15 protein-coding genes are annotated in these 21,381 nt (G+C 69.8%); 5 read left to right on the plus strand and 10 right to left on the minus strand.

Annotation, left to right across the window (positions count from 1 at the left end; all coding sequences use genetic code 11):
- Positions 1-92: 92 nt before the first annotated feature.
- On the minus strand, positions 93-5,537 hold the full coding sequence (locus JNB62_RS16540) for a family 16 glycoside hydrolase (RefSeq protein ID WP_220302002.1): 5,445 nt from the start codon (positions 5,535-5,537) through the stop codon (positions 93-95).
- Positions 5,538-5,691: 154 nt separating this feature from the next.
- Here JNB62_RS16540 and JNB62_RS16545 point away from each other — a divergent pair, with 154 nt between their 5' ends.
- Genes JNB62_RS16545 through JNB62_RS16555 form a run of 3 tightly spaced genes read left to right on the plus strand, consistent with a single transcriptional unit; the run spans position 5,692 to position 9,149 of the window.
- The gene (locus JNB62_RS16545; protein ID WP_220302003.1) at positions 5,692-6,798 is read left to right on the plus strand and encodes a substrate-binding domain-containing protein; all 1,107 of its coding nucleotides are present in this window, start codon (positions 5,692-5,694) and stop codon (positions 6,796-6,798) included.
- Between the two features lie 24 nt (positions 6,799-6,822).
- The gene (locus JNB62_RS16550) at positions 6,823-7,482 is read left to right on the plus strand and encodes a TetR/AcrR family transcriptional regulator (protein ID WP_220302004.1); all 660 of its coding nucleotides are present in this window, start codon (positions 6,823-6,825) and stop codon (positions 7,480-7,482) included.
- Complete coding sequence (locus tag JNB62_RS16555; protein WP_220302005.1) at positions 7,479-9,149, plus strand: MDR family MFS transporter; 1,671 nt, start codon at positions 7,479-7,481, stop codon at positions 9,147-9,149. Before JNB62_RS16550 ends, JNB62_RS16555 begins: the two co-directional genes overlap by 4 nt.
- 167 nt (positions 9,150-9,316) lie before the next feature.
- Here the strand turns inward: JNB62_RS16555 and JNB62_RS16560 are convergent, their stop codons facing one another.
- From JNB62_RS16560 to JNB62_RS16580, 5 genes are all read right to left on the minus strand, one after another.
- The gene (locus JNB62_RS16560; protein WP_220302006.1) at positions 9,317-10,126 is read right to left on the minus strand and encodes an isocitrate lyase/PEP mutase family protein; all 810 of its coding nucleotides are present in this window, start codon (positions 10,124-10,126) and stop codon (positions 9,317-9,319) included.
- Between the two features lie 45 nt (positions 10,127-10,171).
- On the minus strand, positions 10,172-11,098 hold the full coding sequence (locus JNB62_RS16565) for a carbohydrate ABC transporter permease (protein WP_220302007.1): 927 nt from the start codon (positions 11,096-11,098) through the stop codon (positions 10,172-10,174).
- Entirely contained in the window at positions 11,095-12,078 is a 984-nt protein-coding gene (locus JNB62_RS16570) for a carbohydrate ABC transporter permease (RefSeq protein WP_220302008.1), read from the minus strand. Before JNB62_RS16570 ends, JNB62_RS16565 begins: the two co-directional genes overlap by 4 nt.
- 70 nt (positions 12,079-12,148) lie before the next feature.
- Positions 12,149-13,516, minus strand: a complete 1,368-nt coding sequence (locus JNB62_RS16575; protein WP_220302009.1) for an ABC transporter substrate-binding protein — start codon at positions 13,514-13,516, stop codon at positions 12,149-12,151.
- Between the two features lie 66 nt (positions 13,517-13,582).
- On the minus strand, positions 13,583-15,262 hold the full coding sequence (locus tag JNB62_RS16580) for a glycoside hydrolase family 13 protein (protein ID WP_220302010.1): 1,680 nt from the start codon (positions 15,260-15,262) through the stop codon (positions 13,583-13,585).
- A 103-nt stretch (positions 15,263-15,365) separates the two neighbouring features.
- On the opposite strand from JNB62_RS16580, the gene JNB62_RS16585 reads away from it, so the two are divergent.
- Positions 15,366-16,193 carry a LacI family DNA-binding transcriptional regulator gene (locus JNB62_RS16585; protein ID WP_220302011.1) on the plus strand — a complete coding sequence of 276 codons (828 nt, stop codon included), beginning with the start codon at positions 15,366-15,368 and terminating at the stop codon, positions 16,191-16,193.
- 24 nt (positions 16,194-16,217) lie between these two features.
- On the opposite strand, the gene JNB62_RS16590 is transcribed toward JNB62_RS16585, so the two are convergent.
- A complete protein-coding gene (locus tag JNB62_RS16590; protein WP_220302012.1) occupies positions 16,218-19,055 on the minus strand; it encodes a glycosyl hydrolase family 28-related protein in 2,838 nt (945 codons plus the stop codon).
- Between the two features lie 188 nt (positions 19,056-19,243).
- On the opposite strand from JNB62_RS16590, the gene JNB62_RS16595 reads away from it, so the two are divergent.
- The gene (locus JNB62_RS16595; RefSeq protein WP_308291835.1) at positions 19,244-20,257 is read left to right on the plus strand and encodes a LacI family DNA-binding transcriptional regulator; all 1,014 of its coding nucleotides are present in this window, start codon (positions 19,244-19,246) and stop codon (positions 20,255-20,257) included.
- A 7-nt stretch (positions 20,258-20,264) separates the two neighbouring features.
- Here JNB62_RS16595 and JNB62_RS16600 read toward each other — a convergent pair whose 3' ends face one another.
- The 3 genes from JNB62_RS16600 to JNB62_RS16610 are packed head-to-tail and all read right to left on the minus strand — an operon-like array spanning position 20,265 to position 21,272.
- The gene (locus JNB62_RS16600) at positions 20,265-20,591 is read right to left on the minus strand and encodes a DUF1048 domain-containing protein (protein ID WP_220302014.1); all 327 of its coding nucleotides are present in this window, start codon (positions 20,589-20,591) and stop codon (positions 20,265-20,267) included.
- A 1-nt stretch (position 20,592) separates the two neighbouring features.
- A complete protein-coding gene (locus JNB62_RS16605) occupies positions 20,593-20,949 on the minus strand; it encodes a DUF1048 domain-containing protein (protein ID WP_220302015.1) in 357 nt (118 codons plus the stop codon).
- On the minus strand, positions 20,946-21,272 hold the full coding sequence (locus JNB62_RS16610; protein ID WP_220302016.1) for a PadR family transcriptional regulator: 327 nt from the start codon (positions 21,270-21,272) through the stop codon (positions 20,946-20,948). The genes JNB62_RS16605 and JNB62_RS16610 overlap by 4 nt, the downstream gene beginning before the upstream one ends.
- Positions 21,273-21,381 lie beyond the last annotated feature (109 nt).

A 21,381-nucleotide genomic window follows, 5' to 3' on the forward strand; every position in this document is an offset into this window, starting at 1 on the left:
GGCCGGTGGGGAGTCTATGCCCGGCCGCCCATCCCACGAGGTCAGCGGACGGGGACCGTCGGGTCGGCCCCCGTCCGCTCGCTGGAGCGCGGCTACTTCGAGACGGTCACCTTCAGCGGCGCGCTCACGGTGGTGCCCGCGGCGTTCGTGAACTCGACCGTGTAGGTGTACGAGCCCTTCGTCTTGCCCGACACCGGGAGCGTCGCGCGCTGGGCCGCGGGCGTGGCCGCGGTGAGCGTGCCCGACCCGACCTCGGACCCGTTCTCGAAGAACCGGTACGACGTGGCGTTCGTGCCCCACCACAGGTCGGCGGTGACGGTGTACGTGCCGTCGCCGTCCTTATTCGGGGCCGAGAGCACCGGCTTGCCGGGCGACGCGTCGGTGACCTTGACGGTGAGCGGCTGCGTGGCGGTCGTGCCCTTCGAGTTCACCAGTTCGCCCGTGAAGACGTAGGTGCCGTTCGTCAGGCCGTCGATGTCGACGACCGCGTGCTGCGCACCCGGGCTCATCATCGTCAGCGGCACCTTGGCGACGAGCTCACCGTCGCGGTAGAGCTTGAACAGCTGACCGTTCTGGCCCCACCACAGGTCCATCGACACCTGGAACGTGCCGTCCTTGAGGCCGGTGTCCCATCCGTCGTTCGACGACAGCACGGCCTTGCCGGGCGCCGTCCGCGCGCCGTCGTCCGAGACGACCTCCGGGAGGGTGATGGATGCCGTCACGCCCGACCGGTCTCCTTCACCGAGCACGTTCACGCCGGCGACCTCGTAGGCGTGGGTGCTGCCGAGCTCCAGTCCGGTGATGGTGCACGTCGTCTTGCTCGTCTCGCACACCGGCTCGGTGCCGCCCGCCTCGTACACGCGGTACCCGGTGAATCCGGGGCCGGCCGGGGACGAGGCATCCCACGACACGGTGATGGAGGTGTCGCCGGCGGCGACGGCGGACGCGTTCTGCGGCGCCGCAGCCTTGGTGGTGTCGGCGACGGCGAGCCACGAGATCACCGGCTTCTCGCTGCCGGCGCCCTCGTTCGTGACGACGTAGTCGACCGTCGCGGGCGCCGTCAGGGTGAAGGTGAGGGCCGCGGCGAGCGGGGTGCTCGACCCTGACAGCGGGACCGTGCCCTTGGCGAGCTCCGTGCCCGCGACCGAGACCGTCTGGTACATGGCGCGGTTGATGTTCCACCACTCGGTGAAGCCGCCGGTCAGCGTGTAGGTGCCGGCGTCCAGCGGCAGGCGGTAGATCAGCTTCGTCGTGTCCTGGTACAGACCCGTCGAGTACTTGTCGTTGATGTCGGTCGTGCCCTTGGTCTTCATGCCGTCAGCGACATATCCCCATTGGTCGGCCGACGTCGACACCTGATCGACCTTGTCGTTGCGCAGCGGCACCGACCCGGCGACCGCCGCGTACTGCGGGGACGCGACACCGTTCGTGCCCGAGTCGATGTAGTACACGAGCGCCGGCGGCACGATCTCGTACCGGGCGACGACGGCCTGGTCCGTCGCGGTCAGGCGCCCCGTCACCGTGAGTGCCGCGTACTCGGTGCGCGGCTGCCCGGCGGAGGCGGCATCCCATTCCACGTCCTTCTCGGCGCCGGCGACCACCACCGTGTCGGGCAGCTCCTCGGCCACGCCGAGAGCACCCTGCACGCCGAGGTCGCGCGGCAGGCTCTGCACGTAGACGAGCGCGAGGCGCGCGTTGTAGCCGCTCGTGCCGTTGGTGCCGAACTCCAGGTCGACGACGGCGTCCTGATCGAGCGTCAGCGTCTGCGCCACGGGCGTGTAGGCGCCGTTCGAGGTCGCGGTCTTCGTGGTCGATGCACCGGCAGCCGTCACCTTCGAGTACACGTTGGTCGTGAGGCCCGCTCGCGGCGCCTGGACGCCGACGAGGTTGTACGAGCCGGCGGGCAGCGTCAGGTGGTACGTGATCGGCTTGTTGTAGTCCGCACCGACGTATGACGAGCCCCAGTCCGCCGGCGATCCGGCCGCCAGTGTGGTCGCCGCCGTGGAGTAGCCCCACGTCGCGCCCGGCGCCGCGCCGTCCCACTTCTGGTCGGCGCTGTCGTTGCGCAGGTCAGGGAAGGCCTCCCGCACGGCCGCGTACGCCGATCCGTCCGCCGCGCCCGACGAGCCGGAGTCGACGAAGTACTCCAGGTCGGCGGGCACCACGAGCACCGTCGCGCTGAACCGCTGGTACAGGCCCGACGACAGCTTCTCGGTCGAGCGGCCGGTCGCGGCGAACGTGCCGAGCTCGGCGGCGGTCTTCGCGGCGTCGACCGAGCCTGCCGCCCACGTCACCTTCTCGTCGGCGCCGAGCAGCTCGAGGTGCGACGGCAGCGCGCGATCCGCGGACGTGATGGCCACGACTCCGAGGTCGACGACGTCCGGGCTCACGTCCTTCGGGGTGAGCCGGTCGGCGGCGGCGCCCAGGCGCGCGGCGATCGCCGTCGCACCCTCTGCGTCGAGACCGTACGAGACCGGATCGGATGCTGCGGCCTGCGCGTCCGCCTTCACGGCGGCGAACACCGCCCACGTGTCGGCGCTGTACTCGCTCTCGTCCAGGTCGTCGACCGCGTCGACCGCGGCGGCGAGCGCCGTGGTGTCGGCCTTCGACGAGTCGGCGTTCGCGGTGACCACGCCGACCGCGTCGACGTTGATCGAGCTGTCGTTCGCGGTCGTGATGACGACCGTGTGCGGAGCGTTCGAGAGGCCGCGCAGCTGGAACGCGGTGCGCTCGCTGCCTGCGCTGTACGTCGGGGCGCCGAGCACGACGGGAACGCCGTCGACCACGACGTCGAGCGTCGGCGCGCCCGAGTTGGTGCCGATGATGTCGAGTCCGGTGCCGGTGAACGCGTACGTCATGGCGGCGCCCTTGGCCGTGCTCTTCGAGGCCGTGCGCTGCCACTCGAACATGCCCTGACCGTTGACGTGACTCCAGTTCGCGTCGAACTGCAGCACGGGGACGGACGAGTCCTCCCAGCTGGTCTGGTGCATGCCGTCGATGATCGACGCGTAGTACGGCGTGTAGCCGGGCACCGTCTGCACCTTGAGGTTGTCGAACTGCACGAAGCTGAAGCTCGAGCCGAGCTGGATGCGACCGGTCGCCTGCGGTGCGGCATCCGTGTACGTCGCGACCTGCACGCCGTTCACGTAGGCCGTGTAGACCGACCCGGCCACCTTCACTGCGACGTTGTTCCAGACGCCGGCCCCGGTCTTGAAGCCCGCGTTCGCGGGGACCGCACCGGTCGACAGCGTCGCGCCGAAGCGCATGAAGGTCCACGCGCCCGCCGGGTCGATCTTGAACTCGGCGGCCGAGACGCTCTGGCCGTTCGCGGTGCCGCCCTGCTCGCGCGCGCCGATCGTGGCGTACTGCGCACCGGTGGCCTCGAACATCACGTCGGCCGACACCGTGTAGTTCGCCCAGCGGGCGTCGCCGATGGTGGTCTTCGGGTCGCCGCCGTTCCAGGCGCCGCCGGCCATGCCCGGTCCGACCTGCTGGCGCAGCACGCGGCCGTGCGTGGCATCGGCTGTCGCGACCGATTCGAACGCCCCGTTCGTGTCGTTCGTGTAGCGCGGCGTCGCGCCGTTGTCTTCGCTCTGCACCGACGGGGTCCCCTCCGGCGCCGGCCCGTCGCCGCGCGCGGCGAGGTAGCTCACACCGCTGTCGACGAGCTGCCCGGTCGCGGGGTCGTAGCCCTGGATCGTGCCCTCTTCGCGGTAGTCGAAGTCGTCGGCGTAGAGGAAGGCGTCCTCGGTCACGCCGTTGACGTTCCCGGACGCGTCGGTGTCGAGCACGTCGCGCCCGCCGTCGGCATCCGTGTACTCGGGCGTCGTGGGCAGACCCGAGCCGTACCCGTCATTCGCGACGACCGAGCCGTCGGCCGTCGTGCTCGCGTGGTCGAGCGTCGTGAGCGTGAGCGCCGACCATGGCTTGACCGTCACGGTGTACGAGCCGTCGGCGGCGGGCTGCAGCTCACCGATCGGCTTCAGGTAGTTCGCGTCGTACGCCTGCCCGGCGTCGGCCGCGCGCGTCTCCCACACCTCGGCCGTCTTGTCGTCACCCAGGCTCAGACCACTGGCGACGACGCGATACGTCTTGCTGAACTTCGAGTCGTTGATGACGACCGTCGAGAAGTCCGACGCGTCAGGTGCCGCGAGGGTCGTGTACGACGCGCCGCCGGCACGCGCGCCGCTCGGCGGGTTGCCGGTGCCGAGCTCGCTCTTGGACGCTTGAGGGATCGCCCGCCAGATGCCGGCGGTGTTGTCGGCGTTCTCCCACCCGAGGGTCGCGAACTGCGTGAACTGCTCGAGGACGGCCAGGCCGCCGTCGTAGTACAGCCAGCCCGACCACGGGTCGCGGGCGTTCACCAGCTCTTTGGACGAGTACTGGAACCCGTCGTAGAACGAGCCGATCGCGGGCTGGAAGATGCTCAGCGTGCGACGCGAGGCGGCGAACCCGGTCGTGACCCAGTTGCCCATCTCGAGCGCGCTGTTGGTGCCGCCGAACTCGGTGCCGCTGCCGCCCTGCTCGTCGCTCGCGTTGTTGTTCGGCCGGTCGGCCGAGCTCGAGAACGTCGACTGGCCCTCGGAGTTCCACACCTCCTGGTCGTACTGCTCGGCCAGCTTCTTCATGTTGCCGGCGCTGTCGTCGGCGCTGGAGTAGTGGAAGCCCACGATGTCGACGGCGTCGCGCAAGGACGAGTCGGTGGTCGAGGTCATCGCATCGCCGAACGACCGAGGCGGTGTGCCCACCGTGTCGGCCGCGACCGTCCGGATGGCATGGAAGAGGTCGGCCTCCTCCTGCGAGGCGAACCCGTTGTTCGGGTCGCCCGCGGTCGCGCCCTCGTACCCCTTCGTGTCGCCGGCGACCCAGCCCGAGAAGTCCTTGTACAGCTGGATGTTGGGGCTGCCCGTCTCGTTGGTGTCGGGGTTGATCGAGTCGACCATGATGCCGTACTCGCGGTAGGCGGCGAGCACCGTGTTCTTGAACCAGATGTACTGGTCGGCGTCGTTGGCCACCCACGCCGGGCGGTTCCAGCGCAGGATGCTGAGGTGCACGTCGCCGTGCGCCACGAGCTGCGCGTCGGCCGCCAGCTGGAAGCCGGGCTCGCGGAGAACGTTCGGGTACTCGTCGCGCGAGCGCATCGTCGAGGCGTTCGGGCCCGTCGACGTGTTGCGGTCATTGCCCATCTCGATCTTGACGGTGTTCATGATCGGGTGGTCGCCGCCGAACAGCGTCTCGATGAGCTGCCAGTACTTGTCGGGGTGCTGCGACTTGTAGTCCAGCAGCAGCGCGCTCGTCGAGTTGGCCGACAACACGCCGAACCCCTTGAACGTGAGCCCGTTCTTGTTGAGCGCGGCGGCGGCGACATCGGCGCCCGTCACGTTCACGGTGACGGGGTCGGCTCCCGCAGCCTGGGCCATCGCGGGCACCGTGAGCGGGGCGGCGATCACGGCCGCGGTCACGGCGGCGACGACGGTGTTGCGGATCCGCCGGGTCTTCTGTCCGTGGTCCGGACGCGGCATCCTTGCCTGCGGCATGTGCACTTCTCCTTCGGGCGCTGGCACGCATAACGGGACACGACCGCGTGTCCCGAGCGAAATCCTGCACGGTCAGTGAGGGATGCCGGTAGCAAACCGAACACATTCGTTCACGCTTGAACGCATTCGAACACATCTGTACGCTGAGTCGATCATGGAGCAGCCCTCGGAGCCCCCGGCGTTCGGCCTGTCGCGCCGCGAGCACATCCTCGACGAGCTGCGTCGCAGCGGCTCGGTGCGGGTGGCCGACCTCGCCCGCGAGCTGGGCGTCTCGGAGCTCACGATCCGCCGCGACATCGGCCACCTCGCCGACCGCGGTCTCGTCACGCGCGTGCACGGCGGTGCGACGCTGCGCAGCCGTCTCGACACGAGCGTGCCGGCGACGCCGGAACGCGGCATCCGCTATCGCGTCGGCATGATCGTGCCGTCGCTCAGCTACTACTGGCCCCACATCATCATCGGCGCGCGCGCCGCGGCCACCGAGCTCGGCGTGCAGCTGATCCTGCGCGGTGCGAGCTATTCCGTCGACGACCAGCGTCGGCAGATCTCGTCGCTCGTCGAGTCCGGCAGCCTGCACGGACTCATCGTCGCGCCCGAGACGCTCGGCCCGGACGGGCGGGCGCTGCTGCACTGGCTCGAGGCGCTGCCGATCCCCGTCGTGCTGGCCGAGCGGCGCGTGCCGTCCGCGCTCGCCCTCACGAGCCTGGAGTGGGTGACCACCGACCACGTCTTCGGCGGTTCGCTGGCCGCCGCACACCTGGCCTCGCTCGGGCACCGGCGTGTCGGCATCCTCACCTCCGAAGGATCGCCGACGTCGTGGCAGCTGCGCCGCGGCTGGGACCGCGCCGTCGCCGAGCTGGGACTGGACTGCCCCGTCGACGTCGACGCCACCCTCGACGCACTGGACGGCGTCTCGCGCGAAGAGGTCATCGCCGACGTGCTGCGGCGGTGCCGCGAGACCGCGACGACAGGGTTGCTCATCCACAACGACCCGCAGGCCGTGCTGCTGGAGCAGTACGCGCTCGACCACGGCTGGGCGATCCCCGGCGACCTGGCGATCGTGGCGTACGACGACGAGGTCGCCGAGAGCGCCGAACCGCCGATCACCGCGCTGCGCCCGCCCAAGCAGGACATCGGCCGGCTCGCCGTCGAGATGATGGTCGACCGGCTGTCGAGCGGCGGGCGCCTGCCGGTGCGACGCACGTCGGTGCTGCCCGTGCTGCAGCCGCGCGCGTCGAGCGGCGTTGTTTTGCACGATTGATGACATAGTGCAAAACTGCATGATGTGACTGATAGTGCAGACGGGCTGCGTGAGCGCCGCCGCGCCGAGACGACGCGCGCGCTGATCCGCGCCGCGCGGCGATTCACGGCCGAGCATGGACTCGCGGGCTTCACCGTCGAAGAGCTCTGCGCCGAGGCCGACGTCTCGCGGCGCACGTTCTTCAACTACTTCGCGTCGAAGGACGACGCCGTGCTCGGCGTCCCGATCGAGAGAGCGGATGCCGCGGCCGTCGCGCGCTTCGTCGCCGGTGGTTCGCCCGGCCCGGGCCTGTCGCCGAACCTGCTGACCGACCTCGCCGTCCTCGCCGAGGAGCGCTGGCGCGCCCTCGACATCGCTCCCGACACCGTGCACGACCTCTTCCGCGCGGTCGAGAAGGAGCCCCGGCTGCTCGGGCGCATGCTCGAGCTCGGCGCCGAGGGCGAGCGCTACGACGCGCAGCTCATCGAGCAGCGCGAGGGACTCGAACCGGGCGACCTGCGCGCCGAGGTGGCCGCACAGGTGGTGGGCGCCGTCGTCCGCTCCGCCGCCGGCGAGTTCCTCGGCACCGACGACACCGGCACATTCATCGAGATCTTCGAGCGACGCATCGACGCGGCGCGCGATCTCTTCAGCACCCAGACAGCGCTGACGGCGCAGACCGCATCGACAGGAAGACCCGAATGACCACCGCAACCGTCCCCGCCGCCAAGCCCGGCGGCGATGCGCCGTTCCTGCTGACGCAGCGGCGCATCTGGATCATCTTCTCCGCCCTCATCGCCGGCATGCTGCTGTCGAGCCTCGACCAGACGATCGTCTCGACGGCCATGCCGACGATCGTCGGCGAGCTCGGCGGCGTCTCGCACCAGGTGTGGATCACGACCGCGTACATCCTCGCCACGACGATCGTCATGCCGATCTACGGCAAGTTCGGCGACGTGCTCGGCCGGCGACGGCTGTTCATGGTGGCGATCGCGATCTTCACGCTCGCGTCCGTCGGCTGCGCGTTCGCCACCGACTTCTGGATGTTCGTTGTCTTCCGCGCGATCCAGGGCCTCGGCGGCGGCGGGCTCATGATCCTGTCGCAGGCGATCATCGCCGACATCGTGCCCGCCGACCAGCGCGGCAAGTACCTCGGCCCGCTCGGCGGCATCTTCGGCCTCGCTGCCGTCGCCGGTCCGCTCCTCGGCGGCTTCTTCGTCGACCACCTCACGTGGCAGTGGGCGTTCTACATCAACATCCCGGTCGGCATCGCGGCGTTCCTCGTCGCCGTGTTCGCGCTCAAGCTGCCGAACAAGAAGGCCGAGAAGCCGATCGACTGGCTCGGCGTGCTGTTCCTGTCGATTGCGACGACCTGCCTCATCTTCTTCACGGACTTCGGCGGATCGGCCGACCACGGCTGGGACGACGGCTTCACGTGGGCCTGGGGCGCCGGTCTCGTCGCCGCGTCGGGGCTGTTCATCTTCACCGAGTCGCGCGTGGCCGACCCGATCATGCCGCTGTCGATGTTCCGCAACCCGATCTTCATCAACGCCACCGCGATCGGCATGGCCATCGGGATCGGCATGTTCGCGGCGCTCGGCTTCGTGCCGACCTTCCTCCAGATGTCGTCGGGAACGTCGGCTGCGGCATCCGGCCTCCTCATGCTGCCGATGATGGTCGGCGTCATGGGCACCTCGATCGCCTCGGGGCTGCTCATCACCAAGACCGGCAAGTACAAGCTGTTCCCGATCGTCGGCACGGTGATCGTCGGCATCGCGATGATCCTCATGACGACGCTCACGGCGGCGACGCCCATCTGGCTCATCTGCGTGTACCTGTTCCTGTTCGGTGTAGGCCTCGGCTGCATCATGCAGGTCGTGGTGCTCGTCGTGCAGAACGCCGTGCCCGCCTCCGATCTCGGCACCGCCACCTCTACGAACAACTACTTCCGCGAGGTCGGGGCCGCGCTCGGCACCGCCGTGTTCGGCACGCTGTTCACGACGCGGCTCACCGAGAACCTGACGAAGGTGTTCACGGATGCCGGCGCCACCGCCGAGCAGGCCGGCCAGGCGACGTCGACCATCGATCCCTCGGTGCTCAACGAGCTGCCCGACGCGATCCGCACGGGTGTCGTCGACGCGTATGCCGACGCCCTCGCGCCGGTGTTCTGGTACCTCGTGCCCTTCATCGCGGTGGCGTTCATCCTCGCGCTCTTCCTCAAGCAGATCCCGCTGTCGGACGTCGCCGGCCTCGTCGCCCGCGGCGAGGCGATCGGCGGCGAGGAGGCCGAGCGACTGGAGGCCGAGCAGCGCGCCGCTGGAGCGCCCACGCCGCGCTCGGGACGCCGCGACAAGGTCTCAGCCGGGAAGTAACCGGAGGCGCGTCCTCAAACGAGGATCCACGCCGGGATGCGGACCGGTACGCGGTATCGGCCCCGCATCTCGGCGCGCGTCCTCCGTTGAGGATCGGGATGCCGCCCAACCGAAGCCCGCGCGACGCACCGCCAAGCGGCCAGGCCCCGCCGGACGCCGCCGGGGAATCAGGCGCCGAAGCGCTGCTGCAGGCCGGCGTACGAGACGGCGCCGTCGAGGAATCCGAGCGTTCCGTTCTCGAGCAGCTCCCGGCCGGCCTGCTCGACCGCGCTGAACGCGGCGCGGGCGATGCTGCCGCCGACGCTCACCCGCTTCACCCCGAGCGAGAACAGCGTCGGCGCGTCGATCACCGGCGTCGTCAGCCCCGCGACCATGTTGAGCGGCGCCGCGATCTCGTCGACGAGCCGGCGGATCGTGTCGGCGTCGCGCACGCCCGGCACGAAGATGCAGTCTGCGCCGGCATCGAGGTAGCGCCGCGCACGCGACACCGTCTCGGCGAACGGGTCGTCGACCCCGCCGACGAAGTACGCGTCCGTGCGCGCGTTGAGCACGAAAGAACCGGTGGATGCCGCGCCCCGCGCGGCCGCGAGACGTGCCGTCGCCGTCTCGATGTCGAACAGCCGGCCACCGGCGGCGTCCTCGATGTTGGCGCCCGCGATGCCGAGCGAGGCGGCCCGCGCGACTGTCGCGCCGACATCGGACGCCGTGTCGCCGTACCCGGCCTCGAGGTCGGCCGACACGGGCACCTCGACCGCGGCGACGATCTCGGCCACCCGCGCGAACATCGTGTCGACGCTCAGCGGGCCACCATCGGCGAGCCCGCACGACCACGCGATGCCGGCACTCGTCGTGGCGATGGCCGCGAAGCCGACCTGCTCGAGGATCCGTGCGGTGCCGGCATCCCACGCGTTCGGGATGACGAAGCCGGGGCCGGAGTGCAGGGCGTGCAGCGCCGCGGCGCGGTCCGTGTGGGTCACGCCGGGAATCGTACGCCGCACGTGCGACGCCCGCAGCCGCATGGGTCAGCCCTTGACGGCGCCGCCCATTCCCGCACCGTTGAGGAACAGTCGCTGGAACACGAGGAACAGCACGATCGGGATCACAGTGGCGATCGCGAGGGCGGCGAGGAAGACGTCGAGCTCGATGAACTGCTGCAGCTGTGGAAGCCGCACCGACAGCGGCTGAAGGTTCGGATCCTTCAGCACGAGCATCGGCCACAGGAAGTCCTTCCAGGCGCCGATGACGGCGAACACCGAGACGACGCCGATGATGGGCTTCGACATGGGCAGCACGATCGACCAGAACAGCCGGTAGGGACCCGCGCCGTCCATGCGCGCCGCCTCGAACACCTCGCGCGGCAGAGACTCGAAGAAGCGCATGACCAGCAGCACGTTGAAGGCGTTCGCTCCCGCGGGCAGCCACACCGCCCAGAACGTGTTGATGAGCGACTGGCCGAGCAGCGGGGGCTGCACGATCGTCAGGTACAGCGGCACGAGCAGGACGATGCTCGGCACGAACATCGTCGCGAGCACCAGCGCGACGACGACCCGGCCATAGCGCGGCCGCAGGACCGACAGCGCGTAGCCGGCGGTCGTCGCGACCAGCACCTGCACGAACCACACGCCAGCGGCGATGATCACCGTGTTGAAGAAGTACTTGTCGATCTCGACGCGTGTCCACGCCTCGGCGAGGTTCGCCCAGTCGATCCCGTTCGGCCACAGCGCGAGCGGTTGGCGCAGCGTGTCTTGCGTAGGCGTCACCGCCGACTTCGCCAGCCACAGGATCGGGCCGAGCCCGACCACGAGGAGCGAGATCAGCAGGACCGCATGGGTGAGGCGCGTGGTGATCCGCACCGCCCTGCGCCGCAGATCGGAGGCCGAGAGGATGCCGCGATCGGCGTCCGACGCCGGTCGCCGGCGGGCCGGGCGTGCGCGTTCGACGACCGTCATGTGGTGCTCCAGCTCTTCGTGATGCGGAAGTAGATCGCGGAGAAGACCGCCAGCACGATGGCGAGCATGATGCTGAGGGCCGTCGCCGCGCCGTAGTCGCCGCCCAGACTGCTCTGGAATGCGTACTTGTAGATCAGCATGAGGACGGTGGTCGTCGAGTTCGCCGGTCCCCCGCCGGTGAGGAGGAACGGCTCGAGGAAGACCTGCGCCGTGCCGATGATCTGCAGGATGAACGTCACCAGCAGCACGCCGCGCAGCTGGGGCATGGTGACGTGCCACACCTTGCGCCACACGCCCGCGCCGTCGACCTCGGCGGCGTCGTACAGCTCAGGCGCCACGCCCACGAGCGCGGCGAGATAGATGATGATCGTGCCGCCGGCCGCCGACCAGGTCGCGAACAGGACGATCGACGGCATGGCCCAGTCGGGATCCGAGAGCCACGGCACAGGGCCGAGACCCACCCAGCCGAGGATCGTGTTGAACACGCCGTTCGGCGAGCCGTCGTAGAAGAACTTCCACAGCAGCGCGGCGACCACCGGAGGCACGACGACAGGCAGGTAGGCGAGCGCGCTGAACAGTCCGCGGGCGCGGCGCACCTCGCTCATCAGCACCGCGACCACGAGCGGGATGGGGTAGCCGAGCAGCAGCGCGAGTGCCGCGAAGTACAGCGTGTTGACCACCGCGGTGCCCAGCAGCGGGTCCTGCAGCACGGTCGCGAAGTTGTCGAATCCGACCCACTCGGGCGGGGTGACCAGGTTGGTCTGCTGGAACGCCATGACGGCGGCATCCACGATCGGACGCCACGAGAACAGCACGAAGCTGAACAGCAGCGGGATCAGGAACACGAGGATGTGGGGTCCGTCGCCGCGGAACCAGGCCAGGCCGGCCGGCCGGCGACGCGCCGCCCGCTCTTGGACGAACTCGACCGCCGGGACCGCATCGTCCATCGACGGCCGCGTGGTGGGGGTGATCTGCGTCATCGGTCTTCCGTTAGTTCGCGGAGGAAGGTGCCGGGGGCGCGATTCGGGTCGTGCCCCCGGCATCCAGGGTCTACTTCGCCTTCGCGTACAGCGATTCGGCCTGCGCCTGCGCGTCGGCCAGCAGCTGGTCGATGTCGGCGTTCTGATCGGTCAGCACCGCCTGCACGACGGTGTCGAGCAGGGCGTACACGTCCTGCGTGGCGACACGGGGCTCGGCGATCAGGGGCTGGTCGCCGCTGTTGTCGGTGTACGGCGCCATCTGCTCGAGAGGCACGTTCACGTACGGCGCGATCCACGACTGGTATTCGGCGAACTGCTCGGCGTTGAAGATGGGCAGTTCGGGAGCGCCGACCGGCTGATCGAGGGATGCCGCGGTCTTCGCGGTCTCGACGGCCACATCCTCGTCGGTGATCTTGGCCAGGTAGTAGAAGTCGATCCACTTCACCGCCGCCGCCTGCGCGTCGTCGCCGGCCTTGGGGCTGACGGCGGCGAGGGTGCCGCCGCCGAGCACACCGGGGTCATCCCCCTGCAACGGCAGCACGGTGACGCCGTAGTCGTCCGGGTTCAGGGCATTCTGCGTGATCAGGTTGCCGTAGTTGCCGCCTCCCGACACGTACATGCCGATCCGACCGGATGCGAAGTCCTGGTTGATCGTGGCCCAGTCGTACAGGAAGTTGGACCCCATCGAATTGTCATCCCAGCGCAGGTCGTGCAGATACTGGAGCACCTCGGCGACGGCGGGGTCGGAATCGATCGTCGGTTCCGTGGCGTCGGCGGACTCGGTGCGCCCGCCGAACGCGTCGACCAGGGTCGTGAGGATCCAGCCGCCCGTGTTGCCGGAGGTCATCGTGGCGTAGCCGGCTTCGCCGGTCGCGTCGGCGATCTTCTTGGCGGCGTCGCGGATGCCCTCCCACGTGGTCGGCGGGTCGTCGGGGTCGAGACCGGCCGCCTCGAACAGGGACCGGTTGTAGTGCAGAGCCTGACCATACGCCGCGATCGGGATGGCCCACTGGCTGCCGTCCTCGGCCTGGCCGGCCTGCGCGACGTTGGGGTTGAACTCGTCGGCATACGGAAGGTCGGCGACGAGGTCGCTGATGTCGGCGATCTGCTTGTTCGCGATGAGCCCACGGCCGTCGGTGAACGGGATCGTGAACACGTCGGGCAGCGTGCCGCCGGCGAGATCGGCCGTGAAGGTCGTGGCCGTCCAGGTGTACTCCTGCGCCTTGACCGTGATGTCCGGATTCGCCTTCTCGAACGCCTCGACGCGAGCGTCGAAGTTCGCGCGGGCCTCCTTCTCGAGCCCGGCGTCGATGGCGACGGTGATCGTCGTCTTGCCGTCGGTCGAGGAGTCGGAGCCGCTCGCGCAGCCGGCGAGCAGGGCGCCGGTCGTAACGAGGGCGAGGCCCGCGAACGCGCCTCGGGTGAGGGATGACCTCATTGTCTGGTCCTTTCGTGCTGTGTCAATTGTCAGCGCCTGGGCGGGCGCTCTCCGCCTACGCGTGGCTCAGACGGCGAGCCATGCGGTGGAGTCTGTGGGGAGCGCGCCGCCCACGAGGGGCGCGCTCGTGAGAAGCACCTCGCGGTGCGGGGGAAGGGCGATCGGCGGGCCGAAGTTCGTGATCGACACGAGGTGCTCGCCGCGTCGGAACGCGATGACATCCGCCCCCAGGTCGAGCCAGTCCAGCCCCTCAGCGCGGAGGTCCGGCGTCCCGCGCCGGATGGAGAGGGCCTTGCGGTACAGCGACAGCATCGAGTCGGGGTCTGCGCGCTGCGCCTCGACGGTGAGCGCCGCCCAGTCGCCGGGCTGCGGCATCCACGTGTCGACGCCGGGCGCGGTGCCGAACCCGTAGGGTGCGGCCGTGCCCGACCAGGGCAGGGGCACGCGGCAGCCGTCACGGCCGGGGTCGACGCCGCCGGAGCGGAAGTGCATCGGATCCTGGAGCACCTCGACAGGCAGCTCGACCTCGGGCAGCCCCAGCTCGTCGCCCTGGTAGATGTACAGGGCACCGGGGAGAGCGGCAGTGAGAAGCGCCGCCGCGCGGGCGCGGCGCGTGCCGAGCACGAGGTCGGTGGGTGTTCCGAACCGCTTGCGGTCGAATGCGAAGCCGGACTCGACACGGCCGTAGCGGGTCACCGGGCGTGTGACGTCGTGGTTCGAGAGCACCCAGGTCGCAGGGGCGCCGACCGGGGCGTGTTCGCGCAGCGTCCGCTCGACCGAGGCCTGCAGCTCGGCGGCATCCCACGGCCGCGTCATGAAGTCGAAGTTGAACGCGCTGTGCATCTCGTCGGGGCGCAGGTACGCCGCGAAGCGCTGCGGATCGTCGAGCCACACCTCGCCGACGAGCATGCGGGGCTCGTCGTACGAGTCGGCGATCGCACGCCACGACCGGTAGATGTCGTGCAGCTCGTCGCGGTCCATGTGCGGGTGCTGCCCGGGCGCCGCGGCCTCGGGCAGCGGGGGAAGCGCGGCGTCCTTCACGAGGAATGCGGCCGAGTCGATGCGGATGCCGGCGACGCCGCGGTCGAACCAGAACCGGAGGACGGCCTCGTGCTCACGGCGAACCTCGGGGTCGTCCCAGTTCAGATCGGGCTGCTCGGGGCTGAAGAGGTGCAGGTACCACTCGCCGGGCGTACCGTCCGCGTCGACGGTGCGCGTCCAGGTGTCGCCTCCGAAGCTCGAGACCCAGTCCGTCGGCTGTTCGTCGCCGTGCTCTCCGCGACCGGGACGGAACCAGAATCGCTCGCGCTCACGGGATCCGGGCGCGGCCGCGAGAGCCTGCTGGAACCACACGTGCTGGTCCGAGACATGGTTGGGGACCACGTCGACGATCGTGCGGATGCCGAGCTCACGCGCTTCCCGGATGAGCGCCTCAGCGTCGGCCAGAGTGCCGAAGGCGGGGTCGATCGTGCGGTAGTCGGCCACGTCGTAGCCGCCGTCGGCGAGCGGAGAGGCGTACCAGGGTGTGAACCACAGGGCGTCGACGCCGAGGTCGCGGAGGTACGCCAGACGACTGCGGACCCCGGCGAGGTCGCCGGTGCCGTCGCCGTTCCCATCGGCGAAGCTGCGCGGGTAGATCTGGTAGATCACCGCGTCGCGCCACCACGGGTCGGCGAGGGCGACGACCGCGCCCTCCCGTCCGTCGGCTTGCGCCACGGGTGTTTCGTGCAGATCTCGGGGATCCATTCGTCGGCGACCTCTCCGTCGGTGTACTAGGTTTAGCGGTATATCTCGATGAGACAGTAGATGCCCTTCGAGGGGATGTCAACTCGCACCGAAGGAGGCGTCGATGACGGATGCCCGACCGCACATCGGCCTGATGTTCCCAGCTACCGGACCCGAATCGCTCGCGCCGTGGGGCCACGACGGCGAGTACCTCGCCGCCCTCGACGACGAGGTCCGGCGCCGTGGGATGCGACTCGTGCTCTGCGGCACGCGGCGGGCCGCCGACATCCCCGACATCGCCGACGACCTGCACGGCGTCGTGCTCATGGGCTACCACGACAATGAGCTCGACGCGCTTCCGCAGTTGGGCGCACGCGCCGTCGCGGTCGACGGATACAGCGAGCGCGACGACCTGATGATCGTGCGCTCGGACGACCACGAGGGCGGGCGCCGCGCGGGCGAGCTGCTGACGTCGCGCGGTCACCGCGAACTCGTGCTCGTCGGGCCGGATGCGCACGACAACGGCGCCATGCGCGCGCGGGCGGCCGGCTTCGAACGCGCCGCCCGCGCCGCGGGGGTGTCGACGATCCACCGGCACGTGAGCACGGGCACGTCGCTGCGCGAAGGGACCCTGATCGGGCGGATGCTGCCGACCCGCCATCCCTCGGCCACAGCGGTGTTCGCCACCACAGACACGCTGGCTGCCGGCGTCGTCGAAGGCCTCGGGCAGGCGGGCGCCCGGGTTCCCGACGACGTCTCGGTCGTCGGCTACGACAATCTGGCGCTGGCGTCGCTGGTCACACCCAAGCTGTCGACGGTGGCGCAGAACGTCGCGCGCAAGGCACGGTTGACCATCGACCTGCTGGTCGATCCCGACCACAGCGGACCACTGGTCACCGAGGTCGTGGTGCTCGAACGCGCCACGGTGGCTCCGCCGGCGCCGCACCGATGATCGCGCGGCGCCGGCGGCATCCTCTCACCCGCCGCAGGCGACGCCGTCGAGTGCGAACGCAGCCGGGGTCGCGAGGCGCCCGGCGTTGACCGTTCCCGAGATCGCGAAGGTGCGGCTCGCGCCCGGACGCACCTGCGCTCCTTCGAGCGCGATCTCGACGCGCGACCCGTTCTGAGTGACCGCTGCACCGGGGGCGCGCTGCACGGCTTCGCCGCCGGCCGCGTGCCACGACAGGGTCGACGCCTGCAGCTCCGTCGATCCGGTGTTGCGCAGCGTCACCGTCGCCGTGAACGAGCCCTCGCGCGCCGGGGCCGACTTCACATCGACCGCGCAGGGCGCTGACGCGGCCGCGAGGAGCCCGGTGTTGCCGCCCTCATCGATGAAGGTGCCCCACAGGTGATTGCGCCCGTCGGCGGGCTCAGAGACGCCGGAGACGACGACATCGCGGAAGCGGTGGTCGCCGCCCACGCGCGCGGCCACCGCGTACGACCCCGTGCCCTCGATGGTCACATCGTCGACCCGCAGGTCGTTGACCCAGTGGCTGCCGCTCACCAGCAGGCCCTCATACGTCGAGTCGATGATGCGCGTGTGCGAGATCACGACCGGCGTCGTGATGTGGCTCGTGTCGGCGAACACCCAGATGCCGCCGAACGACGTGCTCCAGTTCGGCTCCCATCCGCCGCTGCGGAAGATGTCGTTGCCCGAGACAGTCGTCGTGCCCGAGAACGGCACCGGATTGAAGCGAGTGCTCACCGCGATGCCTGCGGGGGCGGTGAGCGTGTCGGCGATCACGGAGTCGGTCACCCTGTTCGAGTCCCCGCCGTAGATCGCCGCGCCGTTGCCGAGCAGGGGGCTCTGCACGGTCGCGTGCGTGAACACGCCGCGGGTCACCGTGCCTCCCGACGACCACATGGCCATCGCATCGTCTCCGGTGTTTCGCACGCTCGCGTGAGCGACGACCGCATCGGTCACGCCGCCGTGCAGGTGGATGCCGTCGGCGAAGGTGTCACGCACCCTCAGCCCGACCGCCGGCAGACCATCGGTGCCGGCATCCACCCACAGCCCCGTCTTCGTGTGCGCGATCCAGACGTTCTGCACGAGGGAGCCCTGACCGAAGTTCCCCTCGAGGCCCGAGTCCGACCGGGCGTCGTCGCGGTGATCGGCGTCGCCGTCGATCATGAGGTCGGCGACGGTCACGCCCGAGCCCATCGCGTACAGGCCTCCCCTGCCGTCCTGCCCTTGCAGGACCGAGAGCCACGGCCCCGCCCCGCGCACCGCGACGCCGACCAGGCGGACGCGGTCTGTGATCGTGAAGCGGCCATGCGGGATCCACACGCCGGTCGCCCGCTCTTGTGCGGCGGCGACGGCGGCGTCGATCGCCGCGGTGTCGTCCGTGTCGTCGTCGGCGGTGGCGCCGAAGTCACGCACGTCGAGATAGCCGTCGGGCTTCGGCAGCGCGACCGGTGCGGATTCGGTCTCGATGAGGTCGACAGTGTACGGGAGGTCGCCCGACTCGACGACGAGCCGCAGCGTCGTCCCGGCCGGAACCTGCGGGAAGGTGACGCGCGCATCGTCGAAGAATCGCTGCGCTCCCCCCTGGGCCCGATCGTTGCCGTAGGGGTACGCGCCGTACACCCATGCATAGCGGCTGGTGACCGGCAGGTCGGCGATCTTCTTCGGGCCGGCGTAGACCGCCAGCATGCCGTCCTGGCCGGAGCCGTCAGCCGAATCGGGGATCGACACCCGTGCCTCGAGCGCTCCCGCCGGCGCCGTCAGCGTCCATGCCACGGATTCGCCGGGGCTCGCGAGGGTGACGGCTTGACGACCGGATGCCTCCGCGGCCAGTTCGTGGAACACCCGGCTCTCGGCGAGGATGTGGCCGTCTGTGAGGCCGTGCTCAGCCTCGTACACGGTGGTGCCCTGGTGCGCCCCGCGTACGGACATCTCGGTGCCGCGCTGGATCCTCAGCGCGTCGACAGCGAGCTCGCCGTCGACCTCGTCGCCCACGCGGCGCAGCTCGATCGTGCCGAGGCCGGCCCGGAGCGCAGCGGTGAACGCGATGTCGCGCCACTGTGCAGAGGGCGGCAGCAGCAGCGCGCCGCGTGGCACCCCGTCGATGCCGACGACGAGGCGCAGCGGATCGGACGACGTGCTGCGATAGCGCAGGGATACCTTCTGCGACCGTTGGTCCGCGGCGGATGTCGTGAAGACGATCCGCGCACGCCCGGCCGTCAGGTCGACCGCGTCGGCGCCGGCGGCCGGTGCCGCGCCGTTCGCGGTGAACGCGTCCTCGGCCTCGTAGGCCACGCCGGCCCGGCCGGCCGCGACGGTCGGGATCGCCGTCGTGACGGCATCCCATCGTGTGTCCGGTCCTGTCCCCGGGACGTCTCCCGGATCGGTGGCGCCGCCGGCCGGGGTGGAGAGGTCTCCGACGGATGTCAGCGCGATCGCGTCGAGGTTGACGTTGCCGGTGTCGTCGGCGTCGAAGCGGTAGGTGATGCGCTGCGGGCCCGCGGCGAGCGTCACGACCTCCTGATGGATGAACCACTGACTCCACGACGCCCCTGCGGCCGACGGAAGCACCAGCCGACGGTCTTCGTCGCCGATCACCTGCGAGAGGGTCATGTCCGAGCCGAGACCGTTCGCATAGCGGAGGTTGAGTCCGTACTCGCCTGCAGCGGGCACGTCGACATCGAAAGCCACGGCGGCAGTGCCGACGTGGTCGATCACGAATCCGTCGACGAAGCCGGTACCGGAGTACCCGAGGTGGTTCTGGTTCACGCCCGCGCCACCGGACAGCGTGGCGTCTTCGGCTTCGTACACCAGCGGATCCGCCGCGTGGGCTGCGGCGGGAACGGTCATGCCGGTCAGGATGACCGCGGAGGCCGCTGCGGCTGACAGGATCAGGCGCCATCGGCGCCGGCGTGGCAAGAGGATCATGTGTCTCCCTCGACGAGCGTTTACCGATGATTTAGCGGTAAACTCGAGGAACGCTATTGCACTCGCGATTCGCCCGTCAAGGGGGCCATAGGATGTGCCCGGAGGATCAGGTGACCGTCAAACTCAGCGACATCGCGGCCGAAGCCGGCGTGAGCGTCATGACCGTCTCGAACGTCATGAACGGCAAGCGCGCCCGGGTCGGCGCCGCGACGATCGACCGGGTGCGAGCGATCGCCGACCGCATGGGCTACGTCCCCAACATCCCCGCGCGCAGCCTGGCGGCATCCCGATCGCACATCGTGGCGATGTTCGTCCCGGTCGGCGAGAACAACAGCCTGCTGGTGAGCCCGCACACCGTCGCCGTGATCGGGGGCGTCGAGCAGCAGCTGCGCCATCGCGGCTACCACGTGCTGTTGCGAGGCATCGAGCACGAGGGCGATGTCGCGGAGGCCATCCGCGGCTGGTCTCTCGACGGCGCGATCCTCGTCGAGTTCACAGACGCCGAGATCGACCGCATCACCGCCGAGGGTGTGCCACTGGTCGCGATCGACAGCTATTCCACCAACGCCAGAACGGTCGGCGTTCGCACCGACGACTTCCTGGGCGGGCGGATCGCCGCCGAATGCCTGATCGCGGCCGGCCATCGGCGGGTGATGTTCGCAGGTCCGCCGCACGAAGAGACCGGCGTCGTCGCCCAGCGCTGGGCGGGGTTCCGCAGCGCGTGCGAAGAAGCCGGCCTGGACGGCGCAGACATCGTCGTCGAAGAGGTGCTCACCTCGTTCGAGGACGGGCGGGAGCTGGGCCTGCACCTGCGTGCCCGGCATCCCGACGTCACCGCCGTCTTCGCGACAGCCGACGTCCTCGCGGTCGGCATGATGGCCGGTCTGCACGAGTCGGGCGCGTCGGTGCCGGACGACCTCTCGATCGTCGGCTTCGATGACCTCGACATCAGCGCCTACACGACGCCCGGCCTGACGACGATCGCGCAGGACATGCCCGCCAAGGTCGCCGAGGCGTCGAGGATCATCCTCGAAGAGATCGAAGGCGGCGAGGGGCCGCGCGACCCCGTGACGCTCGGGGTCGAACTCGTCGAACGCGGATCCGTCGCGCCGCCCCGAGCCTGAGGGGCCGCTACGCCTCTGCCGCCCCCGCCCCGCCGGCGAGGGACTCGCGATACCGGTCGGCGTAGGTCGGGGTGTCGGCGATGAGCTCGTCGGCGAAGGCGGCGACGTCTTCGCCCACCAGCTCGCGCACGCTCTTGCCGTCGGCGGCGCCCTGCTCGAAGAACTCGACGAGGCCGGGCAGCAGGGTGCCGTCCTCCATGCCGACGGGACCGACCTTGAAGTAGTACTTCTGGATCTCTTCGTACACGACGCGGTAGTCGGAGGGCAGCGCCTTCACACGTGCGACGTGCGCGCGCCATTGCTTCTTGCCCTCGATGACGTCTCGGATGCTCATGTCACTCTCCTGTCTTGGCGAGACGCCGTGCGACGCTGCGGTTGAGCTGCCGGCGCCACTTGTCGCGGAAGTCGGGGGCGCCCTCACCACCGGCGAGCGCCGCGGCGAAGCCAGCGACGTCGGCGCCGAGCACGTCGTCGACGCTCAGGCCGTCGGCGGCGGACTCCTCCAGCAGCCCGAGCGCTCCGTCGAGGATCGGCATCAGGTTGCGACCCGTGAAGTCGCCGTAGGGCATCAGGTGGGTCGAGATGTCGCGCCACGCGGCGCGGTAGTCGTCGGGCAGTTCGGCCGCGCGGGCTTCGAACCCCTTGTACTCCCGGGTCAGGTCATTCCCGGTGATGGTGTCCCAGAAGTTCATCGTGCGCCTTCTTTCAGTGTGTCGATGCGGGTGGAGACGTAGTCCCACTTGGCCCAGAACTTTGCGAGCTCGGCGCGGCCGGCGTCGTTGAGCGCGTAGAACTTGCGCGGCGGACCGACGCCCGACGGCCGCTTGGCCACCTGCACGAGCCCGTTGCGCTCCAGCCGCAGCAGGATCGTGTACACCGTGCCCTCGATGACGTCTGCGAAGCCCAGCTCGTTGAGGCGCCGGGTGATGGCATACCCGTAGGTCTCTTCGGTGCCGATGATCTGCAGCACGCAGCCTTCCAGCGTGCCCTTCAGCATCTCGGTCAGGTCTTCCATGTGCTCCGTCATCCCTCCGGTACTCGGTATCACCGAGTACCACTATACGGTAACACCGAGTAGCGTCGCGGGCAACCTCGGAGGAGTGGATGCCGCGGCCGCCGGCATC

It is taken from the genome of Microbacterium jejuense (genome assembly GCF_019511665.1).
GTDB lineage: Bacteria > Actinomycetota > Actinomycetes > Actinomycetales > Microbacteriaceae > Microbacterium > Microbacterium jejuense_A.